Source organism: Aeromonas sp. DNP9 (assembly GCF_001728955.1).
Lineage (GTDB): Bacteria > Pseudomonadota > Gammaproteobacteria > Enterobacterales > Aeromonadaceae > Aeromonas > Aeromonas veronii.
This window is the reverse complement of record NZ_LYSQ01000033.1, coordinates 15,102-37,791: the sequence shown is the minus strand read 5'-3', so window position 1 is coordinate 37,791 and position 22,690 is coordinate 15,102. Positions and strand designations below refer to the sequence as shown.

At 43.0% G+C, this 22,690-nt stretch carries 24 protein-coding genes and 1 pseudogene; all 25 read left to right on the top strand.

All coding sequences use genetic code 11. The annotated features are described in order from the left end of the window. The first annotated feature begins 164 nt into the window (after positions 1 to 164). Positions 165 to 410 carry an EscI/YscI/HrpB family type III secretion system inner rod protein gene (locus A9G06_RS19320; protein ID WP_069556291.1) on the top strand — a complete coding sequence of 82 codons (246 nt, stop codon included), beginning with the start codon at positions 165 to 167 and terminating at the stop codon, positions 408 to 410. After that, on the top strand, positions 410 to 970 hold the full coding sequence (locus A9G06_RS19315; RefSeq protein WP_069556290.1) for a type III secretion protein: 561 nt from the start codon (positions 410 to 412) through the stop codon (positions 968 to 970). The genes A9G06_RS19320 and A9G06_RS19315 overlap by 1 nt, the downstream gene beginning before the upstream one ends. A gap of 67 nt (positions 971 to 1,037) precedes the next feature. Beyond that, complete coding sequence (locus tag A9G06_RS22140) at positions 1,038 to 1,457, top strand: hypothetical protein (protein WP_139126303.1); 420 nt, start codon at positions 1,038 to 1,040, stop codon at positions 1,455 to 1,457. Between the two features lie 2 nt (positions 1,458 to 1,459). Continuing rightward, complete coding sequence (locus tag A9G06_RS19310; protein WP_069556289.1) at positions 1,460 to 1,945, top strand: regulator; 486 nt, start codon at positions 1,460 to 1,462, stop codon at positions 1,943 to 1,945. Between the two features lie 104 nt (positions 1,946 to 2,049). Next, on the top strand, positions 2,050 to 3,267 hold the full coding sequence (locus A9G06_RS19305; protein ID WP_139126302.1) for a hypothetical protein: 1,218 nt from the start codon (positions 2,050 to 2,052) through the stop codon (positions 3,265 to 3,267). A 60-nt stretch (positions 3,268 to 3,327) separates the two neighbouring features. Continuing rightward, the gene (locus A9G06_RS19300) at positions 3,328 to 4,539 is read left to right on the top strand and encodes a hypothetical protein (RefSeq protein ID WP_069556288.1); all 1,212 of its coding nucleotides are present in this window, start codon (positions 3,328 to 3,330) and stop codon (positions 4,537 to 4,539) included. Positions 4,540 to 4,677: 138 nt separating this feature from the next. Then, entirely contained in the window at positions 4,678 to 5,763 is a 1,086-nt protein-coding gene (sctE, locus tag A9G06_RS19295) for a type III secretion system translocon subunit SctE (protein ID WP_139126301.1), read from the top strand. A gap of 16 nt (positions 5,764 to 5,779) precedes the next feature. Continuing rightward, on the top strand, positions 5,780 to 6,688 hold the full coding sequence (locus tag A9G06_RS19290) for a type III secretion system protein (RefSeq protein WP_139126300.1): 909 nt from the start codon (positions 5,780 to 5,782) through the stop codon (positions 6,686 to 6,688). A gap of 78 nt (positions 6,689 to 6,766) precedes the next feature. Beyond that, positions 6,767 to 7,276 (top strand): hypothetical protein, encoded by a 510-nt coding sequence (locus A9G06_RS19285; RefSeq protein ID WP_216093228.1) that lies wholly within the window; start codon positions 6,767 to 6,769, stop codon positions 7,274 to 7,276. Then, positions 7,269 to 7,676 (top strand): hypothetical protein, encoded by a 408-nt coding sequence (locus tag A9G06_RS19280; protein WP_069556284.1) that lies wholly within the window; start codon positions 7,269 to 7,271, stop codon positions 7,674 to 7,676. The genes A9G06_RS19285 and A9G06_RS19280 overlap by 8 nt, the downstream gene beginning before the upstream one ends. A gap of 6 nt (positions 7,677 to 7,682) precedes the next feature. After that, positions 7,683 to 8,252: a hypothetical protein gene (locus A9G06_RS19275; RefSeq protein ID WP_069556283.1), complete on the top strand. Its 570-nt coding sequence runs from the start codon at positions 7,683 to 7,685 to the stop codon at positions 8,250 to 8,252. 295 nt (positions 8,253 to 8,547) lie between these two features. Then, positions 8,548 to 10,986, top strand: a complete 2,439-nt coding sequence (locus tag A9G06_RS22135) for a hypothetical protein (protein ID WP_139126299.1) — start codon at positions 8,548 to 8,550, stop codon at positions 10,984 to 10,986. Between the two features lie 121 nt (positions 10,987 to 11,107). Continuing rightward, on the top strand, positions 11,108 to 11,704 hold the full coding sequence (locus tag A9G06_RS19270; protein ID WP_069556282.1) for a hypothetical protein: 597 nt from the start codon (positions 11,108 to 11,110) through the stop codon (positions 11,702 to 11,704). After that, entirely contained in the window at positions 11,701 to 13,584 is a 1,884-nt protein-coding gene (locus A9G06_RS19265; protein ID WP_069556281.1) for an FHIPEP family type III secretion protein, read from the top strand. The genes A9G06_RS19270 and A9G06_RS19265 overlap by 4 nt, the downstream gene beginning before the upstream one ends. An 8-nt stretch (positions 13,585 to 13,592) precedes the next feature. Beyond that, complete coding sequence (locus A9G06_RS19260; RefSeq protein WP_069556280.1) at positions 13,593 to 14,630, top strand: EscU/YscU/HrcU family type III secretion system export apparatus switch protein; 1,038 nt, start codon at positions 13,593 to 13,595, stop codon at positions 14,628 to 14,630. After that, the gene (locus A9G06_RS19255; RefSeq protein WP_216093227.1) at positions 14,620 to 15,423 is read left to right on the top strand and encodes an OmpA family protein; all 804 of its coding nucleotides are present in this window, start codon (positions 14,620 to 14,622) and stop codon (positions 15,421 to 15,423) included. Before A9G06_RS19260 ends, A9G06_RS19255 begins: the two co-directional genes overlap by 11 nt. Next, on the top strand, positions 15,420 to 15,809 hold the full coding sequence (locus A9G06_RS19250; protein WP_069556279.1) for a hypothetical protein: 390 nt from the start codon (positions 15,420 to 15,422) through the stop codon (positions 15,807 to 15,809). Before A9G06_RS19255 ends, A9G06_RS19250 begins: the two co-directional genes overlap by 4 nt. Continuing rightward, complete coding sequence (locus A9G06_RS22320) at positions 15,800 to 16,807, top strand: hypothetical protein (RefSeq protein WP_069556278.1); 1,008 nt, start codon at positions 15,800 to 15,802, stop codon at positions 16,805 to 16,807. Before A9G06_RS19250 ends, A9G06_RS22320 begins: the two co-directional genes overlap by 10 nt. A 10-nt stretch (positions 16,808 to 16,817) precedes the next feature. After that, a complete protein-coding gene (locus tag A9G06_RS19240; RefSeq protein ID WP_139126298.1) occupies positions 16,818 to 17,489 on the top strand; it encodes a hypothetical protein in 672 nt (223 codons plus the stop codon). A 3-nt stretch (positions 17,490 to 17,492) separates the two neighbouring features. After that, on the top strand, positions 17,493 to 17,708 hold the full coding sequence (locus A9G06_RS19235) for a FliM/FliN family flagellar motor C-terminal domain-containing protein (protein WP_069556277.1): 216 nt from the start codon (positions 17,493 to 17,495) through the stop codon (positions 17,706 to 17,708). Between the two features lie 80 nt (positions 17,709 to 17,788). Continuing rightward, positions 17,789 to 19,066: a hypothetical protein gene (locus A9G06_RS19230; protein ID WP_069556276.1), complete on the top strand. Its 1,278-nt coding sequence runs from the start codon at positions 17,789 to 17,791 to the stop codon at positions 19,064 to 19,066. 560 nt (positions 19,067 to 19,626) lie between these two features. Beyond that, positions 19,627 to 20,175, top strand: coding sequence for a winged helix-turn-helix domain-containing protein (locus A9G06_RS19225; RefSeq protein ID WP_069556275.1), 549 nt, complete (start codon positions 19,627 to 19,629; stop codon positions 20,173 to 20,175). Between the two features lie 536 nt (positions 20,176 to 20,711). Next, positions 20,712 to 21,751 (top strand): annotated as a pseudogene (locus A9G06_RS19220) (IS630 family transposase). 337 nt (positions 21,752 to 22,088) lie between these two features. After that, positions 22,089 to 22,367 carry a hypothetical protein gene (locus A9G06_RS19215; protein WP_069556274.1) on the top strand — a complete coding sequence of 93 codons (279 nt, stop codon included), beginning with the start codon at positions 22,089 to 22,091 and terminating at the stop codon, positions 22,365 to 22,367. A gap of 21 nt (positions 22,368 to 22,388) precedes the next feature. Next, a complete protein-coding gene (locus A9G06_RS19210; RefSeq protein ID WP_069556273.1) occupies positions 22,389 to 22,664 on the top strand; it encodes a hypothetical protein in 276 nt (91 codons plus the stop codon). Positions 22,665 to 22,690 lie beyond the last annotated feature (26 nt).

Here is a 22,690-nt window from a genome sequence, read left to right as displayed (position 1 = left end):
GTCCATTTTGAGCGGGTCCCTAAATCAAATTGCTCGTCACTGCAACAAGCTAAGTAGTGCATGGAGGGGTGGGAGGATTCAGCTTTATTCATTTGATGTGGTGGTGGTGTGGTTGTAGGATTATTTCTATTAATGAAAAACAACTTAAAAGATGAGGTTTTGGAATGCAGAGTTTTGCTATTGAACAAGTTCAACCGTCTGTTATGGAAGAGACGTTCAATAATATAGGTGAAGGCTTTCAGGAAATTCTCGATCAAATGGATCGAATTAACACCAATCAAAGTATTACAACTGTTGATACGTTGGCATTACAGCAATCGATGTTTCATTATACCATGTTCCAAGAAATCGTGACAAAAGTGGCGTCAAAATCTGCCAACGCTATCAATGAAGTGATGAAGGCTCAGTGATGAGAAAGTTTTTTTGTTTATTACTTATCTTGCTGTCTGGCTGTAGTGAGCAAGGTGGGACACAAATAGCAAAGTTTGAGTCTTCGGACATGGCTAACAAAGTGATTGTTCTCCTTGCACATTACAAAGTGAAAGCGGAATTGAGTTCTGAGAAGGATAGTTACCTTGTTAGCGTTGATGATGATGCTGAAGCCAAAGCACGTGAGATACTGACACAGTTCAACATCTACTTCGAGAAAGAAGATTTGAATGAGTTGCTTGAGTCAAAATTTGCGAGCTTGAGTAAATTGGAACAGGTTAAAGGAAACTTGCTAGAAGGACGTGAAATATACAACAAGCTCAGTGTCATCCCTGGAATAATGCGAGCTAATGTGGTTGTGACTGGCGATAAGTATAAACGAGTCTCGGTTTTGGTCATGAGCCTCGCTGAAATCAACACAACAAACAAACAGAACATAGAACGGTTCTTAAAAGGTATTGTTGACGACGGTGACAAACTCACAGTGAGCTATTTTGTAGAACGTGAGCGAGACAGTGATGCTAATGATAAACAAGGCTAAACGTCGGTATCAAGTTCTAGTGCATCGTTGTTTGGTGAGGAAGCAGGTATCTCAAGAGTTATTTTTTTTGCTCACCAAGCTGACGGAAGACGAGGTCGCTTTGTGTTTCGCCTATACCATTCAAGAGGTACGTTTAATCGTTGAAAAACTTGGCATGATGGTCGAATATCAAAGCGCAAAACGTAGCATGAGCGTGTCAAGGTTATGGTCATTGCGCCAAACCTTGGGTCAGGAGTTATCACTATGGTCAGACGTGGCGGGGGTTGAACCCTCATCTCAGTCATTTAATACAACCGAGTTAGGTTTGCAGGTTGTGAAGTTACATGACTATCGTCTTGCTGCAATATGGTCGCTTCGACTTAATGTGGTTTTTCCTGGGGATGCTCTTTCAACCAAAAGTCAACATCGTACAGGCAATTTGGTATCGAAGGTTTCAAATCAATGTGTGCGACTCACTGAATCTCAAATAAGCATGATCAGGATTTAATTATGAAGTCAAAATCGATCCACTTCGGTGAGGCGGGTGAAGAATTTTACGCACTGCTTGAAAAAAATATGGTAGAGCAAGAGATCGCAGCTATACGAAGGTCGAGCAAGGTGTCTGTTCCTCAGCTTAAAGCTATATTTGAGTTGGGGGTGGACTTTTATAACCAGTTTCAGTTCAAGGAAGCGGAGATCGTCTTTTCGGCCTACAGCGCGCTTAACCCTTACGATCATCGCGGTGCAGGATGTTTAGCTGCGATTTATCTGGAAAAAAAGCAGTTTCAAAATGCATTAGATATGCTGAACATACTCAAAATGTTTCCCACTAATGATTTAGATGAAACTATTCTGAATATCGCATTGTGCCACTATAAACTGGACCAAATGCTTGAATCTGCCGCGATGCTACTCATTGTACGACCAGATAATCTAAGCGGCTATTACATTCAACGTTACAAATATCTAACAAAGCAGCTAAATCCTTACTTATAAGGTAAGAGTACCATGCTTTAATTCTATATTCTGTTGTTCGTTTTAAAATCAATATAACAATTTAATATGAGTTATTAAAGAGTTTAGGTGGAGATTAGAAAATAATGAATTTAATAAATCTTGATGGTTATTTTAATGGTGCAATTATTCGTGAAGGTAGCCATGATGGTGTCAATTCTAAAAAAGCATCCATGGATATCGACATAAATAAAATTGAGTGTTGGATAACGCTCGTGGTAAGCAATATGCAGTTACTGGATGGACCAAGTTCTTTGGCAACAAAAAAAGGCGTTACCGATGTACTGATGGTTGTATCGGCACACCAAAAGGATATTGTCGCACAAATGGCAAGTTCAAATCCAGAAGATGCAATTTCCCTCTCATTGGCGGCAAGTATTGAGGCGTATAGCAAACAGTTAGAGATTATTGAAGGTTGGACTAATGGTGGTGTGGAAATGTTTGAATCTGCACTTTGGCTCATGTTGGAAGATATTGAATCTGATGGAGTAATCGCACCAGAAGAGATGGAGGATCTATTCCAAATAGCCCTACTTGAAATCATGATTCATCCCGAAAAATATGGTTTGGAGGATTGGTATGGCGATAATAAACAAGACATCAGTCATGTCTTGGAGAGCACTGGTAGTGGCAGTCATGGGCTGCACGAATCTGATTATGACTCTCCAGAAGAATTAGCTCAGGTCACAAAAACACTTTATGATGGGATTTTGGAAAATGCAGTGATCCCGCCAGGTTCATTACTTGATTGCGTCATGAAGGATCTTGAGTCAGGCGGCGGCGCTAGTGTTTTGGGTGATCAGATAGAAGATCACTATTATGATGACTATGGCTGGTGGGCCAATGGTACTGCTGACGATCTCAGTCCTATGCTTCGTTTGTTTTTATTAAGTATATTACTCGAAAAAAACCCTCAGATGTCTCAACAAGATGTTGAGATTGTTTTGACCGGAAGTATAGAAGAAATAGATGAGTATATAGCCGCTACATTTGGTAGTGACTCAAGCGGTAATCCTTATACTGCATTGAGTTTTTTATGTGAAAACTCACAGTGGCAAATACAGGAGGGTGGTGCAGCAACCGGTTCACAGACTGGATATGACCAAATCGATTGGGTTGGTGATGGTATTGATGATGATGACTTAATTGATTTGTACTCAAATTTTCCACCTCGTGAATTGACCGAAGAAGAGATTGAAGAGGTGAATCGGATTGGTGACCAAGTAAAAATGTTGCAGCAAACGCTTCTATATTGGCTAAAGATATGTCGAGATGAACAAATGGCGATTGCTAAAAACACGTGAGTTATAATCATTATTAGTCGATGTAGCATGAAAGTTTCAATTCCATGATGGAGCTGTAAAGTGATAAATATTGATTTTCCTAACCTTGACAGAGCTGCCATAGTTTATAACCCTGACAATAATAAAACTGAATCAATAAAATTAAAATTAGAGCAGTTTGTAAAAGAATCTGACTGTATGGTTACCACACTTGAGTCTCAGACAGAATTTGCAAACACAACAGGGGCAAGTGACGCGCTGATGGCTGCTGCGGCACATCAAAAAGAGATTGTTGTGCAGATGGTCAGTTCCAATCCGGAAGACGCGATAGCCCTCTCATTGGCTGCCAGTATTGAAGCGTACGGTCAGCAATTAGAAGATATTAATGCCTGGACTGAAGGGGGGAGTGCCGTATTAGAACCTATGCTGACTATGATGTATGAAGCCATTTTGGAAGATGGTGTGGAGGGAACGGAATACGAAGATATAATGCAGCTATTGGTCATCGATTTGCTATTACATGAAGATGAATGGGGCTTGGATCTCGATAGTAGTTATGATGTGTACTTTGCACAGATAACAGAACATTTTGGTAGTGGTTTACATGCTCCATATAGTCAGTATGGTGCTCACCCACCAGATGAAGTCATAGATTGGTTTCTAAACGAACTCATTCCAACGTTGGAAGCCCAGATCCCCGATCCTATCCCAAGCAATTCTCTGACGGCTCAAATAGTGGCGTTCTATGGTGATGAAGCTAACCAAGAAGGCCTAGAACAATGTGCAGAGAACTATTGGACGGACCCCGATGGTTTTATTAACGGGTCAGATCAATATTCATCGGATGAGTGTGAAAGGCTAAGCCCAATTCTGAAAATCTTTATTCTTTCTGATGCAGCTGAAGAAGGAATTGTTACATCAGATGAATGGGATCAGTTGATTACAGGTGATGTTTCAGATTATGAAGAATTACTTGGGTTAGATGACGGAGGCCTTGGGCAGTACCTGACAACTAACGTCGATGGGTGGATTCCCAGTAATGGAGTAGGAAGTACTCCGGAGTCGGGAGAACACGTTGAAGCGGGTCGATACCCTGATTTCGCTGGTAGTGCTGGCATCTACCCTCAAGATCTAATTAACGTACTGAATGATTTTCCAGGAAGAGATCTGACAGAAGAAGAGATCGAAGAGGTCAACCGTATCGGAGATCAAGTGAAAATGCTGCAGCAAACGCTACTGTATTGGTTGAAAATCTGTCGCGATGAGCAAATGGCAATGGCTCAAAATATTTAAATGACTGATGTGTTACACACGTTTTTCTTGAAAATGGTATGACATTGCCGGGGACATACCGCTCTCTGAGTCCGCAGGCAGGTCGCGGACCTGCTTATTCCTGGCCAATAACATGAAGAGAAAATAATGAGTACATTCATGAACACCGTCGCAGCCACTGCCTATGTGAATGCTGTCGATGAAGAATCATCCAAGGTCTCTAGTCAGCCGACGCAAAGTGTGTCTTCGAATTCGGCTGTGCCAGGTCAACCCCTTCCGGGAAGCTCTGTGTCGCTCAGTGCGCTCTGGCGTTTGGTCGAAGATCAAATGAAAGAAGTGGCAAATGCTGTATCGGGCACGGGTAAAGAAAATTCGGAAGCCAAAAAATCACTTATTGAAGTGCAAAAACAATCGCAAATCAACCAACTTGAGGAGCGTGAGAAGGACATCAATGAGCAGCAAAAAGCCCAGAAAAAGCAAGGCTTCTGGGGTAAGTTTGCCATGGCTCTGGGTTTTATTGCCGCTATTGTCGTTGCTCCGTTTAACCCGGCAATGGCTGCTGTGATGATTGGCGCTATGGTTGCGACTATTGTTGTGCCCAAAGTCGCGGATGAAATTATGAAAGCCGCGGGGGTACCTGAAGAGACTCGAGCCAAGGTGACCATGGGCCTGCAACTGGCGATCGGTATGGCAACTATGGTGCTTAGTTTCAACCCGGGGAAGATTGTAAACAAACTCGGAAAAGCCACCTCAAAAATGGCATCTAAAGTGGCTAGCACCGCAGCTAATGTCGTCAGTAAAACGCCGCTCAGTTCCGTGACGTCGATGATGTCAAAAGTGGGTGAGCTAAAGAATATTGTGGCGTCCATGAAAGCAATGCGCCCACTTTGTAAGATGACGCAAAAAGCGAGCAAGATGTTGGATGACGTTGCCGAAAAGCTAAAAGACTTCATGGTCAGCAGCGATAAAGCAGCTCTTCGAGCATCTCGCATGAGTCAAGTTGCGGAAGTGGGTTCAACAACGGCTTCAGTTGTCAGTGCCGGCTATGGAATTAAATCAGCTGACATTATGAAAGATCTAGAGATCAATCAAGCAAAGCAAGATGAACTGGAAACTCGGATCCAGCAAATTATCAATATGTTGAATCAATCTATGCGCGCCATTTCACACGCGTTTGAATCGATGTTCAAAACGAACAGTGATCACCGAGACTTCAACGCAAAGATGATTTCCATCCATATGTAACTAATAGGAATTGAACGTGTCTACAAACAACATCAATATGCCGTCCGTGTTCACTGATGCACAAAGTATCAGCGCATCATCTTCTTCTGTATCCATCCAAACGCTGGGTTTGCAAAGCCAATTGCAGTTAGTCGCCCAAATCATCAAGGAGGCAGACCAGTTCGTTGTGACAGACCATCAACTGGATGGGTTGGCCAAATTGTCGATGGCTGTGGCGAGGGGGGAATTCTCTGCAGCTGAAGGGCATCTAATGCATTTAAGTGCCTCTTCAAGTTCGGTTGGGGAAACATCGCAGGCGGCTGAGCAATCGAACAGGAGTGACACACATAGTAGTGTCTCGATGGCTGAGTTGCTGGCGTTGATGACCGAAATCATCGCTTCCTCACATGAGCTTCGCTCACAAGTGATGCAAAACCGTATCAATGAGGCGTCCGCAACTTGCGATTTAGCGGTTTCGCTGGCAGCTGACAAGTGCCACGATGCGCAGACAAAATTCGGCATTACTCTCGCCGCGTCAATCCTCACCATGGGAATTTCTACCTTCGCGGCAGTGCGTATGGCTCAGCCGAAATCATTGCAAGATAAGCACATCCGCAGCATGTCTGGTGATGAGAGTGTAACTGTTAAGTCTCTCGATGCTAAGACACGTAATGACTATGCTGCGCGGCTTCAAGATGCCCGTACCGGGAAATACCGCGCGGTATCCCAAGCAGCGGAAATGTCGCAAGGTGTTGTGGGGAATGTCAATGAAATCCAAAATGCAGCTCAAATCCGAAATCAGGAAGAGACCCAAGCTACCAAAGACATGAAAGAAAAGTTCGATGCTCAGCTCGATCAATACATCCAAAATCTGACTCAAGAAACTGCCAAGTTGAATGAGATCTTGGACTCAATTGCAAAGGCAAGCTTGGTTACTAACCGTTAATAGGGAATGAGCGGGCTTGCCCGCTCATTTTAAACAATGCGTAATATTTCGATATCCATACCACAACGCATCGAACGAGTGTCTGATGTCTCTCAGACTAAGCAAACGCGGGATGAGGGTGGGCTCAAGCGTGTTCGCGATGTCAAACACATTGAAAAACGTCAACGGAAGTATCCACGCATTTTTCGTGTTCGACGTAAAGAGATGACGCCACAGAACCAGCGTCAGTTCCTTAAACAGCTCAATAGCTATCAACTTAGAGCGCTGCGCGATTGGCAGGGTTTCTCCGAGTCATTACCGGATGCTGAATCACTCAATGATGCCCAAATATTCATCTTGCAAGCTGTGAAGCAAAGTCAACATTTGTATCCGGCTTCAGTGAAGAAAACTCTCAAACAATATGAGCAAGTTTTATCAGCTCTTTGCGATGATAGTGAGCCCAGTAGCGAAGCTCTGCAGCAACTTATCGCGTATGACTACTATCTGGCAGGGTTGCTGTCTTTACTTGTTTTGTGTCGTCGCTATGATAAAGCCAGTAAAGCGGTACCTCGCGGCAATGACGAATATCAGGATAATACCGATGCCTAAACAACGTATCAGCCATTGCAATTTGCGAAATGTCTTATTCGACCCCTATGTGTTGATTGCCAGTAAGTCGCAACGTTTAAGTTGGAATCAGGTGAGTGAAACCGATGCTCTTCTGAGTAAAAAAGAAGTTGTTGAATGGTTTGCCCTGCTTAGAGCGTATTCAGAGCAGACCGTTCAAGCTATTTTGGTTGATGGTATTTTAAATAGTAACTTTCATAACATTACCTTCATTTTTAGCTTGGTGCAGAAGGATGATTTCAAACTGGTCGCGTCCAAACAAGCTTATCAAACTCTTTATGAGTTTGTTTCGAGAACACCCGCAGGCATCCGAGAGTGGATTGATGATAAAGATTTCTTAATGAGCAGAGATGTGTTGGCGTTGCTTTCTCGCAATAGGTAGATACAAATGAATAATCATATCGTAACCATAGAATGTGCCGCAGTGTTGTCTCGCAAGCCGGTGGACACCATCAATCGTGTCGCGGGGCATATTTTTGATAACGGAGCTATTGAAATTGATTTTTATGGTGTTCGAGCAGAGGCTAAGCCGCCACCGAAATGTGTCAAATTTCACTTAAATCAACAAGGTATCGAAGCCCAAGGCTATATAACTACTGAGATAGTTCAGCAGCTTTTGGCTGTTGACGTTCAGTATCTCGATTCGGAATACATCTCTTATCTTTTAGCTCAGAAAACAGCGAGATATGGTATCAGTCATATTCATTATGAAGCGGGCGAAGTGTGCGCCCCGCAAACGATGATTGACGCGTATTTTCGTGTAGGGGATACCGCAGTCAAGGTTACCTTGAATGTGAAAGATCTTTTGGTTGAAGAGCGCTTCTTACACCCTAAAAGCCAAGTGTTGTCTGGGCAGATCAAATTGTCAGTTAGCTATGCTCCGTTTGAAACAAAACTGCGAGCCCAAGAAATAGCTGATCTGACAAAACATGATTTAGTGCTGGTGTACCCTAAGTAAATGTCTGAATTTAGCCCCGTAGAACAATTTTTATTGAGATTGGAACGGAATGAACGTGATGTGTTTGTGCACCATCCTGACCATATCTTGGTTCCTATCATTCCATTTTTTCAACTGGTCCACGCCGTGAATATCGAATGTGTTTTAATACAGCTAAGCCGATTTGAGCAAGAGGAAGGGAATGCTCTGATCCGACTTGATGGTTTTCTTACCTTAGCAGCAGATGAAAAAAATATTCGACCAGACGACTTGCGACGCTGGATAATAAATTTATGTGAGTCCATGAGGTTTTGACATGATTGTACTTGATTCAATTACAGCCCAAGATATACAGGAGCCCCTAGTATCTAGTGACAACAATATAACCTCGGTCGATACAGCACCAACCATACTGTCTACATCACCCGAAAAAATATTAACATCTGAGAGCAACACTCAACCCTGTTCGGTCTCGACTGCGCTCTCTTTGTTTAATAAGGTGGGTGCCGAACAGCCCCATAGGGCTGCTGAGGTTGAGGATGTCAAATCGACTCAAAGCACATCCAATAAGTACAGTAATAAAACAAAAGCCAAGGTTCACCTCGGTGCATGTTCAATTGGAGCGCTTACATTTGGTGTTCTTGCGGGCCCGGTTGCTTTGGTGTTTGTGCCAACATACCTCAATGCAGTGCTGATGGCGTCGTATGGAGGAAGCGGTTTTGATATTGGGGAGAATGCTTCTCCAAAAGCTAAGCCCGAGGCCGTAACATCGGAACCCGACCAGTCAGAGCACTCAGCCAGTCAAACACCACCTCGTCCTGCGAGACCCGACCAGCCGGATGGACTCGATCATGAGGAAGAAGAGGATCCCAATCATAGAGATGTGCCGCCAGGACCGTTTCAATTTCATAGTAAAGGTGGGAACTTTACCTTTGCGCCGGTCTACGCACCGAACATCACCATTAATGAAGCGCCGAACATCACTATTAATGGCAATATTTACTTCACGCAAGCTGGCGAGACGGGAAGGTCATCGCACACAAATTCAACGAATGAGACATCGACGAAACCCGACAAACGGCGTAATGAAACTGCCGCTCATCAAGGCGAGCAACTGCGGGCAACTAGGATCACGAAGATGACATCAGAACAAGTGTCAAGCATGGTGAGCTCGGCTACTAGCGTGATTGGTACCCAAATCGTGCAGACATTAGTTGCCGGAGGAGGGAATGCACACCATGTTAGCTTCAATGATGGCGCTCAAGCAATTGTGACAGGTTTACCTGCCCCCGTTCCATCTCTGCATCATCGTGGTAAAGGGTTTATGGCATTTAATGAGGCGAGTGTGTGCTTCTCGCAAGGGTCTCAGTTAAAAGAGAAGATCAAGGATGGTGATATTAACGTAGGTAAAACACACTCTTGGCGTATGAACGAAAACCGACAGTGGGCTTTGGTACCTATTGTGAAACCAAATACAGACGACGTAAAGCCGATAAGTGATGATGCTCGACTGTACGATGAGCATAAAAATAAGCCTAGTCAAGCTCAAGGCAGAGTGACTGAGCAAGTATTTAAGCGAAATACGCAACAGATACTTACACCACCAGTCTATGGTGTAAATGGCAATGAATTGGAAAAGGCTTCAGGTCATCAAGGATCATGGCTCCGTGTAGGTAACAGTTGGATTAAAAATTCTGAGTCAAAGATTGGTCACAGTTCTTCTGTGATTTTGAGCTCTGGTTCTGCCCAAGCCATTTCTAGTCAGCACAGCAATCTGACAGCGGGAGTTTGTAACAACATCTCTGATCTTAGTATCGCTGGTTCTGACGATAGTAAAAGAAGTAGTGAGCTGCCAACGTCCTCAACCCAACAAGTAAATTCAAATATAAAAACAAATGAGTCTGAACAGCTAATGGCGGAAGAGGCTAACGACGATATTCTTGTATCTGATGTGGTTCGTGAGCCGACAACACAAGCTCAAGCTATTGGAGAGTTAGTTTCAGAAAATAATTTGGATACTGTGAATAGCAATGAATTGGAAAAGGCTACAGGTCATCAAGGATCATGGTTTCGTAAAGATAACCATTGGATTCCAAACTCTGAGTCAAAGTTTCGTAACAGTTCTTCTGTGATTTTAAGCTCAGGTTCTGCCCAAGCCATTTCTAGTCAGCACAGCAATCTGACAGCGGGAGTTTGTAACAACATCGCTGATCTTAGTATCGCTGGTTCTGACGATAGCAAAAGAAGTAGTGAGCTGCCAACGTCCTCAACCCAACAAGTAAATTCAAATATAAAAACAAATGAGTCTGAACAGCTAATGGCGGAAGAGGCTAACGACGAGATTCTTGTATCTGATGTGGTTCGTGAGCCGACAACACAAGCTCAAGCTATTGGAGAGTTAGTTTCAGAAAATAATTTGGATACTGTGAATAGCAATGAATTGGAAAAGGCTACAGGTCATCAAGGATCATGGTTTCGTAAAGATAACCATTGGATTCCAAACTCTGAGTCAAAGTTTGGTCACAGTTCTTCTGTGATTTTAAGTCTAGGCTCTTCACAAGCCGTACCAAGTACATATAGTAATCGTGTCACGGGACTTTTGAACAATATGTCAGCAATTACACTGAAAAAAAATGAAAGTGTCGCTCACAATGAAGTGGATGTTCCTTCCCAAAGACAGCACATTATTGGGGGTCGACCAGCCAAAGCTATGCAGTTAACCAATTTTGTATATCATGGCACTGTAATGCCCTAAAATTAACAACCATCGTGTGTCGCAGACTAAACCATTATTTTTCAGGTTTAGTCTTTTTTTTTCTTTTGGGGCGAGTGAGTGTGCAGAGGTAGAATGACTTTCATAGAAAATGAGGTGAGTCATGTATATTGAAATTGAATCATCACAACGTTCAATCCCATGTATTAGCTTTAAACGAGACTGTGATTCGAATGTTATAAAAAAATCCGAATTGCGTCTATACAAGCAAGCCCAAACGCTTTTAGATAGTGTGAAGGGACGAGTAGGAGATTACCAGTCTATCTTAGAGCAAGAAGTTATTAGATTGTTCGACGAGAAAGAAAAATCTTTAAACACCTACATGGAGAAGGTGTTTAAAGACTCGTTGGAGCGTTGGAACAGCGAAAAAAAACAGTGGCTAGCTGACGCAGAGGAAAAACTGTCTGCGTTGTTAATCGAACAGAGCCAAAGTATTTTGGCGATTAAAGATGAGTTGAAGCGTGCTGTAGTGATGGTGGTTCAATCGAAGTTGGGTGATATCAGTCGCAACGAAACGTTAATTCAGCATTTGGTTGAAGTTTTACACATGCAAATAGACGACGCTAGCCGTTGCTTGAAGGTTGATTCTCACCTTTCAGAGACAGGTGTAACTTTGTTTATCGAAGATGATGAACGATGCATTTCTATTGACACCTCTGATCTGATCGCCCAACTGAGAATGAGCTTAGATAAAATATGATGAAGCTATTAAAACTGCAGGATTACTTGTTCAACCCAAGCAGCGTGATTTTAGCCCTTTTATTGCCTACGATTATTTTGTTCACCCTGCCAGGTGAAGTAATTGACGCATTTATTTTGTTGAGTTTCATCAGCTCAGCCTTATTGCTCATCATCATGCTTGAGAACGATGAACCGTTGAAAGTGACTTTTCTCCCAACGGTAGTGTTGCTTCTAACTACGTTTAGATTGCTGTTGTCGATAGCTACAACACGAAACATCATAGCCAACGAAGATGTAGGCGTTGTGATCGAAACAGTTGGCCAGACAGTGATGGGTGGTAACCTGTTATCCGGACTGTTGATTTTCCTGATCATTACTATTGTCCAATTTCTTGTTGTGACTAAAGGTGGTGAGCGCGTCGCCGAAGTCGGTGCTCGTTTTTCTCTTGATGCCTTGCCTGGGCGTCAGATGACCATAGATGGTGACTTGAAAAGTGGTTTGATCACAGGAGAGCAGGCGCAAACGCTACGAGCGAACCTCAGTACGGAAAATAAGTTGTTTGGATCCCTCGATGGCGCGATGAAGTTCGTCAAAGGAGACTCAATTGCCGGGATATTGATCAGCATCGTCAACTTGTTCGGTGGCATTTATGTTGGAATAAACCAATTTGAACTGTCGTTGTCAGAAAGTGTAAGTCGATTTTCTGTTCTGACAATTGGAGATGGACTGGTATCACAAATTCCGAGTCTATTGTTGTCTTTGGCTTGCGGCGTATATTTGACGCGGATAAAGAGTGTTGAAGAAGAGTCGAAGCCATTTATATCACAACTGATGATACAGGTTGGTTCATTCTGGAAAAGTCTTCTGATTATCGCTGGCGTCGTATTGGTTGTTGGCGTGCTGAATGTAGAACTATTGCTTGTTTGTCTCCCATTATCAATAATTTGTGCTCTTTCCGCATATTCTCTGAGGCGGAAGCAGTCGGTAGTGAAGGCGATAACAAGCGATAAAGGTAGTGGATTGTTCGAGTCGCTTAAATTCGTTGTCCGTAATGATAATCATCAAGGCGTTATCCACCATGGATTGAAAATGATAGAAGACGCATTGTGGGGGCAGATTCTGGGCGCTCCGGCTATAGTGGTGGATGATTCATCTGATCACGATCTAGAAGTGTACATCGCCGATATATGTGTATGTCGATTTAGCAATGATGTGCCCAAAGATGTAGTAGAAATAATGAACGATGGTATGTTCGTTCGCTGCGACAATATAGAGGAAAACTTATCTCACATCGCGTCTTATTTTTTAAGAAAACGGTTGATAGAAAAATATAACCTTCAATTTACAAGTAATGTAATTGAGGCGTTATCTCAGGAAAGTGACGTGATGAAAAAGGAGATTGACTCAGCCATCGGTCACAATAGGGTACATGACGTTCTAAAAGAAATGCTTCGTGCACCTGAGTTTTTTTTAGACAGAATAAGCTTTTTTGAATCTCTAATATATTGGTCAAGAATAGATAGCGATCCAAAAAACTGGTTAATACGGATTCGGGCTCAAGCGAAATATGAGATCACTTCTCGATTAATGAATTCGAATAATCAAATCCATGTTGTTCTGCTGCCAGCGGAGCTAACCGAGCAAATATCTTGGTTTGTTTCTGGAGAAGTTGAAGACATCAATCAGATGATTGCAGTCCAAAAAGGCCTTCGACAAGAACTACTTCGGCTGACAGCTATGCATCGTTGCTTACCCACCCTGGTGGTGAATGATTCAGAGGTAAATATGGTGAAGACATTCTTTAATCAGGTTGTATCTACTTTACCGATATGTGGCCATGGTGATATTGCGGACTCCAGCTGTGTGGCCACATCGGACGTGATACAAATCGCGCAGTAGGAAGAAAAGTGGAATCTTCAGAACCCAAAAAATATCCTCCGACGGCTAAAAAGCTTCGAGACTTAAAGAAAAAGGGACAGTTTCCGAAAACGGAACTGGCGGAACCTACGCTTGAGTTAGTGGTGTTTACGCTAGTCTTTATTGCTGCGCTTTATCTGGCGTTCGAACACATGAATCAATGGATTGAAATGATGCTTTATGCCGATGTGCGAGTTGGCTTGTCATCACTGGTGGCGCTGCTTGGGGCTGTGATTGCTCTGTTGGTTGGATTGAAACTGATTGTCACTTTATTGAATTGGGTGCTACTTAATAAAACGGTGGTGAACACCGATTCGATAGGATTCAAAATTGAAAAAATAAACCCAATCAATGGCTTTAAGAATGTTTTTGGCTTAGAGGCGATGTCTCGCGCGTTGCGTAAAGTTTTGGAACTATTGTTTCTACTTTTCTTGTTGAAATACATTTTCGACGTGTTTGGCGGGGAGTTGACCTCAATGCGAGAAATTAATAACCAAAGCTACTTTATTTACTATCTGATGATTTTAATAGGATTGTCTTCAGTTGTATTTATTGTGTACGGCGTGTGTGTGGGAAGTGTTGATTATCTTGTCGAGCGTTTCCATTTTCATAAAAAGCACCGTATGACCTTTACCGAAATGAAAAACGAGATGAAAGAAACCGAAGGATCCCCTGAGATCAAGTCTGAGCGCCGCCGCCGGATGCGCGAAGTGATGGACACCCCCATCACCAAAGGACGTAAACCAACATTTGCTTTGGCTAATCCGACGCACATCTTAATTCCCATTTGCTATGAGCCCGGCATAGACAAAGCTCCGGTGGTCTTGACCATTCGCACCGACAGTTTCGCCAAAGACGAACGATTGCGGCTCGAGGTTATGAATGTACCCATCATCGAGAACAGACGGCTAGCCAGAGCATTGTATAAGAAGATGAAAACAGGCGACGCCCATATACCAAAAGAGTTTTATCGTGATATCGCGATTATTATTTCAACGTTAAGAAGGCAGGAAAAGAGTGGTAATTAAATTGAGAATGACGTTAGTTAGCCTGATGGCATTTAATATTTTTGCCTGTAGTTCCCCTGTCATCCGGGAGGAGAATCCGATATTGGATTTCGAGTGGGAAACTGACATCTACAACATGATGTATAGCACTGTGGCTGATGTCGATAATCTGCGGCTCTGGGTGCGTCGTACCCCGAATTTTGCGGATGGGGGGGTTCACCAAATGGCGTGTGTGGAGATTGCTCAGCCAGGGAAGGACAATGGATTCTATTTGGTCAACCTGAACACTTACGGGGTGCAGGAAATAAATAATTGTAAAGGCGACTATGCGGCGTATTCAAATTTTGTCACCCCTAACCGTTATCAGAGTTCAAACAATAAAGATTTGAACAAGTATCAGAGTTCAAACAATAAAGATTTGAACAAGAAAGAATTGGCGAGTGTTGATGGTGTCAGAGCGACATCACTAGAGAATGGTCTTTATCGATTCACCTTCACCAATTTGTTCTTGGTGAACCAATATGAGTTGACGGCAGAAGGCAAAGCCACATTGCGTAACGTCGTTGATCTAGCTCGGCAATGGCCAGTTAAACATATTCGCATCTATGGTGTCGCTGACTCCTCAGGGAAATATCCTCATAATCAATTTTTGGCAAATGCGCGAGCACAAGTTGTTCACGATTTTTTAAGGGAAGAAGGCGTACATCACATCCCAATCTCGTTGCGCGGCAGTGTAGAAAATGGATTGCCCAGTGCCGAGGAGCGTATCACTCAGCGTCGTTTTATTATTGAAATGAAATTAGATACACAATGAAGAATAAGCAATTTTCGTTATTAATGAGTGAAGTGGCCCAGTTGGTACAGGGCCGTTCCATGCTCGTTCACGACAGCGATGCATTAGTTTGTACCTATGCTGAATCGTCTTGCAGAATTGAAAATGGAGCAGCGGTTGGTCTGACAGGACAGATTATTGTGTTGGTAAAGTTGGATTTGGTTATCGACGATCAACTCGCTCTTAAGTGGAATAGTTACTTTGGGTTGACACAAGATGGCTACATTGCAATGCCATTTGACGGCGAGCGATTCTATATACGCCATAAGCCGATGCCGACACATCCACAACAAGTCCTTGATCTGTTGGGTCAAACAATAAGTAACGTTTATCAAATGAAAAAAGAAATGAAAAAAATATGTGGCTGATTGAATTTATCACTGGGCACCTGCAAGGCGTGACTCTCCCTTTAGATCGCCCGTTGTGTTTGACTGGCTCCACAGAGTCTGAACAGCCGGATGTGTTGGCAATCCCAGAGTATTGGCCAAATGAGACCAAGCTGTTGCTTGAGCCTGATGGAGAGCAACTTTATGCGCAAGGTCTTCATCATAAAGGCATACGTAAGCTGCTCGTCGCGAACCACGTGTATCAGCACCAAGGACTCGCATTCTTTGTATACCCCCAAGGGTTGCGAGCGCCTAGATTGCGTCGATATCGGCTTAAGCAATATTACCCCCTGATCGTGATTTGTCTGGTGCTCAATGCCATCCTCACCACGGGGGGCATTGTGTGGTCACAGTATCATGAGACCGCATTGATTCATAAGTATCTGAAATATATTGATTCTGGCTATATCAAAGGTGGCCGTTTATACGTGTTCGACCAGGCCATCATTGATGGCTTGCCTCAGTACTTGAGTGCAAATATGACCGTTATTGAACAGGCTAAGTACTTACGAACCTCACAGTTGTTGGTAGAAGTGGTCTCATCCGTGACTGGTTTGCCTGTCCGCAGTTCCATCACAAATAAGAAAGGGCGCGATCAAATTCGCGTGAACACGGGGGAAGTTGACAATCAAGTCATGGCGCTTTTAGGGGAGGCAGGCGTAAGCTTTGTCCGGGAGGGGCAAAGCTGGCGTGTGTCAGACACTGAGCTGGCTTCACGAGTACTCAAGGCTCATGGTTTGACTGACATCTCCAAACGCCTTACATCTCGTCTTGATAGTCACGAACGTATTGATACGGATGCTTTTCCTTACGCCATCTTCTTGTCTACCCAATCGGTGCGCTATATCTACGATGCAAGTAATCGGTATTGGGAAGGCAGTCTCGTGCCTGGCCTCGGTGTGATACAAGCTATTACACGTGAAAAGGTAGTTTTCAAAGATGGTTTGAAAATCCGAGTTTATTACATTCCGAAACAATAGGAGAAGAAGTATGTCAATGCCACAGATCACGAATTTTTCGAATATGAAGCCAGGTTTCTCTCATCAATCGTCCGATGTCACACTGGAAAAAATGATATTTGATCACCCGGCGGTAAAGAATATGGTCGGTGATAATGGATATCGTACAAGTGGCTCTGAATCGGTGCCTTTATTCACTCCAGGGGCGGTCGACCCGCTCGATTTGATTGATCAGATCTTATCTCAGTACATTGAAGAGCAAACAGCTAAAGCGGATGCTATGGCACAAGAAATTGAGGTGATGTCCAATGCTGTTGCTGAGATCAATCGACTATGGGGACTGGTTATGCAGGACAACCTTTCGTTTACTGACCCTAATTCGAATGATAAAAAAACACAATTGGGTGATGGTAATTCAGCTGCTTACTTAGATGAAATTGATCGTTTGATTAGAGAGGATTTACATAACCCTGATGGTATCAAGGTCATCACAGGTAAAAATCTAAATGATTCGAAAAATTGGCAAGTAACCTATGGAGAGCTTCAGGAATTAAACGCGACCATGACGGCATACTGCGATACTATCCAAGTCGATTTGGACACTAAGCAGCAAGAGTTCAAGAATGTGATGACCGAAATATCCTCTGCCCAAGAGGAAATTCGCGACGTTCGTCGAGCTATTGTCGCCATTACTCAAGGATAGATCATGAAAATTGCTATCGATGTGGTCATTGGGCACACGACGTTAACGCTCGAACAACTAAATCAGTTGCACAAAGGCCAGGTTAAGCCGTTGACAGACTTTGTACAATCTTCGGTCATGCTAAAGAGCGGAAACGAATTGATTGCCACCGGAACACTGATAAAAGTTGATGATGGCTATGGCGTGTTGGTGGAAGAGATCAACCCGCACTGCAACTAGTACACGGATAAAATGAGAAGGGTTTGACTTGGCTATTGGGCTGTATATTGCAGCCTAAGCGGGTGACCTAATGACTCTTTATGTTAAACATGGCCTCGGCAACATCACTTTTGGACAAAAAAATGACAAATAAGATAGTAAGCGGTCACGTAGATTTTCAGATGAACAGTAGTGCAAAACTACAATCAAAAATCAGCCATTTAGAATATAAAATAAGCAATATTAAGAGCAAGAAAAATGAAATTGCATCGTCTGTTAGTGCTATTAACGGAATGATCAAACAACTTAACAGAATCTCCACAAAGCATGGCGATAATTCTATAGTGCGCCTAAAAGCTTCGGGAAAGTTAAAGCATGAGAAATCTAGCAGTAAGCTGAAAAATCTTTTTAACTTGGACGCAAAAAGACTCAAGAGTGAGCGACGAGCTGCTGTGGAACTTGTTCGTACTCAATCTACTGATGCAAAAGCAACTACGGTTATGGCGAAGGAATGTTCAGAATATTTTACTAAGCTTGTGAATGATGGACGTAACGAGTTGACGAAATTATCCAGTGAATTACCCAGTTTGGAAAACGAGCTACATATAGTAAAAGAACAATTGACGTCGGCGAAGGCTCAAGAGCATAAAATAGATGAAGCCAAGAATAACATAAAGGAACGCATTCAAGTTTTTAGCGTAATTTATCGTTCGGATCGTGGTTATCCCTTAATTAATGCGGCTGCGCGTAGTAAATATGGTAATTCTAGTTCTTATTGCAACGAGATTTTAAAACATAAGAATGTCCTTGAGTCTTACACTCAAATAGATGATAAAGCTTTTAAGAATGAACAATATAAACATCTACCATTGAAAATTAAGAATGCATGTAAAGATATGGATAAGCTGGTTGAAGATAGCGCCGAACTCTTTTATAATAAAGACGGTGGTAAAATGACAACATACCGTGGCCAGTCCATGACAACAGATGGGCTTAATACACTGAGAACGAATTTTGATAACAACAAGAATATTATATACGGTCCTGGGCAGTTTTTTTCGACTACTAAAGACAAGCAAACAGCATATGGATTTGCTAAGGCTAATGCTAAGGCTAAGGCTAATGCTAATGCTAATGTCTATGTTCAGGCTCCTAATCCAGTAAGATACACCATAAAAGGTTTTAGTAGTGTCAATATGTTGATCCCCAGTGGTCTCGGTTACGATAAGGATGAAAGTGAACGAATATATTCACCATTGGCTAGATTTAAGGTGGTTGGTTTTTCTATGGTAAAAGATGAAAGTGGACAGGAATATACCAATATTGACTTGCATGAGGTCCGGCGGACAAGTGAAAAGGTGGAACCTCTTCCCGCTTAGAAAACTTGACTAAATTGTCTAGCATATAAGACACTACACCCTAGCCCCATTTGTTAATGATATTTGGGGCTTTGTTATTTTGACTGGATTGTATGATGTATGAAGTTTCACTGCTATCATTTCCCTTGCTTTGCAATTGTATATCTGCAGGCTGATTCTCATACCATCAACTACCTGATTCGATATAATATGTGCTCGATCTGCGCGCAATGGTGATAACGCGTTAATATCTTTCATGTGTACTACGATTTTGCATTATGGGAATGTTTCATTTCATAATTAACGTTATCGCCGCTCCTGACACTGCCTTTTATTCAATGGTTAGCACTTAGGTGTTTTTTTGAGGGGGCCGCGCTCGAATGACGCTTATTTGTTGGGGCTGAGATTATGATTTTTTCATTTTTATTTGTGTTATATTATTTAATTTAGAGTGAGTAGAGATTGCGCTCTGGTCTCAGACAGATTTCCATTCTGGGATTATCGTATACCTAGCTGCGCAACATTAAATGTTGCCAGGGTAAAAGAGATTGATAATGTAATGGCTAAATGAATGGAAAGTTATGATGAGAAATTATGTACTTGGCAACCAAACGGTGTTTGATGTACTAAAGCGGGAAGTTGTTTCACCCACACAGACTATCATGCTTGGAGGACGTGAAGCCGCAATCCTGAAATTGCTGTGCATGCACAGCAATGAAGTAATCAGCAAAGAGCAAATCCATCAGCAGGTGTGGGGCAAGGTGTTGGTGAGTGAAACATCTCTCACTAAAGCCATCTCTAACCTGAGAAAATCGTTGGTTCGAATAGAGAGTTTGTCCTGCGAGATAAAAACCATTCCAAAAGAAGGTTACATGCTGATCTGTGAAGGCAGCAGCATCTTGGAACTCTCAACTGAAATGGTTCCAACGTTTAACGTTAAACAGATAAACAATGTGAACGCATCAATAGAACTCACTAGGCGGATTTCCAGCCAGGATAGTAATAATATTGAGTCGGTGTCACACATTACCCACACTCTGATTTCCATTCGACGCTGCTTTATGCTCCTCCTTGCATCATCACTCTTAGCTTCATTTATCTCTGGCGCGGTATTTTTTTTAATAAAATAATGTATTGCTACCACTACGGCACTTGCGTGTTCACGTCACATTGTTATGTGCATCGTTAGCTGATATTTTTAATATGTCGAGGTCTATGAATGGACGTCATAGCCCTCTATCTGGCTTGAGTGTATTCTACCTACTTTTTATACCCCTATGGTGAATTTATTATAGAGCAGACTACTGTGGAAGTTGTTAGTCTGTTTAATTCCACCTCAACCAAGCATGTCCTCTTGGCCAGTTTGTATTGATAAAGCTCAAAGACTTCGTGTGTGTTGATTTTGTTTGGTGATTGAATGAGACCACAAACGGAGTCTTTTATGGCAGTTTAAATAGGTTAGCGCTAAAGATCTTGCATATGAAAACAGCACTCAGGAAAGACGGGCGATGGCTTTTCATGAAGATCCCAACTCTTCACAACGTGTGGAGACTAACCTAAATAGCTTGTTCCGAATAGTAGATCACTGGAGGAAGGGAACTCAGTCCAGTTTGTGCGATCTCATTAGCCGCCAAACAAAACAAGCCACACCCAAAGGACTGAGTTGATGCCTATCCTACCACCCCTGCCACAGCCACAACCGCGCCGTATTCACAAAATCATCCATGCCACGCGTGGTAAAGGGCATGCTCGTCGCTTGATGGCCATTTAACTGTTACATGAAGGACGCACGATCACTGATGTTCATCACCTTACCGGTGCTGCTCGCTCGACCATCGGCCGTTGGCTTCGGTGGTATCGGGATGAAGGTGTGGGGGCTCTAGAAGCCTTACCGGCTGGCCGTGCCCTGGTCTTACCTGTCGCCAAGATTGTCACCTTACTGGTGCTGCTCATGCAGTTTTCTTCGCAAGATTTTGGTTATCAGCACAGCCGCTGGTGTACCAAACTATTGGCTCTCAAGATCAATCGGTTAACAGGCCTCAATATGGCGGCCTCCACGCTCCGCCGATGGTTACATCGTATGGGCATTGTCTGGCACAGGCCCGTGCCAACCTTGCGACTAAAAGACCTTGCCTATAAGGAGAAAATGGCGGATATCGACGCGGCACTGGCCCGCTGTGATGCCGATAATCCGGTGTTTTATGAGGATGAAGTCGATATAGACCTCAATCCCAAATTAGGGGTCGACTGGATGTTCAGAGCGCAGCAAAAGCGGGTTGTCACACCGGGGCAGAACGGGAAACATGACCTGGCAGGCGTTCTCCATGCAGGCAACGGAAGAGTGCTTTACGTCAGTGGGATAAAGAAAAACTCATCCCTGTTTATCGCCATGCTGGAAAAGCTGCGTCGCCACTACCGACGGGCCAAAACCATCACGCTGATCCTCGATAACTACATCATTCACAAAAGCAAACAGACCGATCGATGGTTTAAGAAGAATCCCAAGTTCTGCCTGGTATTCCAGCCAGTTTACTGTCCTTGGGTTAATCACATAGAACGGCTGTGGCACAAGTTACATGAAACCATCACGCGAATCATCAATGCAGAGGGATGGCCAGCCTTCTGGCCCGAGTGAAACACTTCATGGATACCGTGTCTCCTTTTCCGGGGAATGGCTGTGGCACAGCGAAGGTGGAGCACTATTAGGATCAGTTATTTAGTCGATGGTCAAATCAGTTGGTAATGCCGAATTCGAAGATTGGTATTGTTGCTACTTGGTGCTTTTTCCAGAAGATTGCTTCTCTGCAACCGGATTTTATAAAAGAAGACTGATATTTTAAAGTGTGACAATTTGTGATGTTAATCGCTTTTTTGTGAGGTTGGTTTTTTCATCATTATTCACTTCATCTGATTTGGTTGTGCTGATAATTTAAGTCTCGAAAAAAGCATGCCTTTATTCGTAACGTACACAAACGTACAAACGTACAAACGTACAAGCGTACACATTAAAATCAAAAAACAGGAAAAACAGGAGTAATAATATATGTCAACTAATATCTCGCCGGCTACAGTTACAACTGACAGTGGGCTCACTACTGCAGATGTTGCAAATTCTTTTGAGGGGTTTATTTCATCTGCTGATCAGGATGTTGAAGCTTTCATAACACAAAATACTAATGCTGATGGCGCCCTCGAATTGTCGGCGTCTCAGTCATTGGAACTTCAACAGCTAATGGCGGACCAAAGCATTGCTGCGCAAACAGGTACGGCCACGTTGAAAGGCGTAAAAGACTCTATTCTTGCTGCTGCACGTAATATTTAATCATATGTCTGGAATTTCTATATGCATAAGGACATCGATTTTGGCCCTTTTGCTCTAGGCCAACTGACTACCAGTGATGTAGCAGATGTTTTTGAAGGATTTATTTCAGCTGCAGATGAAGATGTTGAGAATTTTATCACAAGTAATACTAATGCTGATGGTGCGCTCGAAATGTCTGCGTCACAGTCATTGGAACTTCAACAGTTGATGGCGGATCAAAGCATTGCTGCACAGACGGGAACGTCAACCCTGAAAGGGGTGAAAGACTCGATTCTTGCCGCTGCTCGCAATATTTAATCGTCGCAGGGCTAATGCCCTGCGAC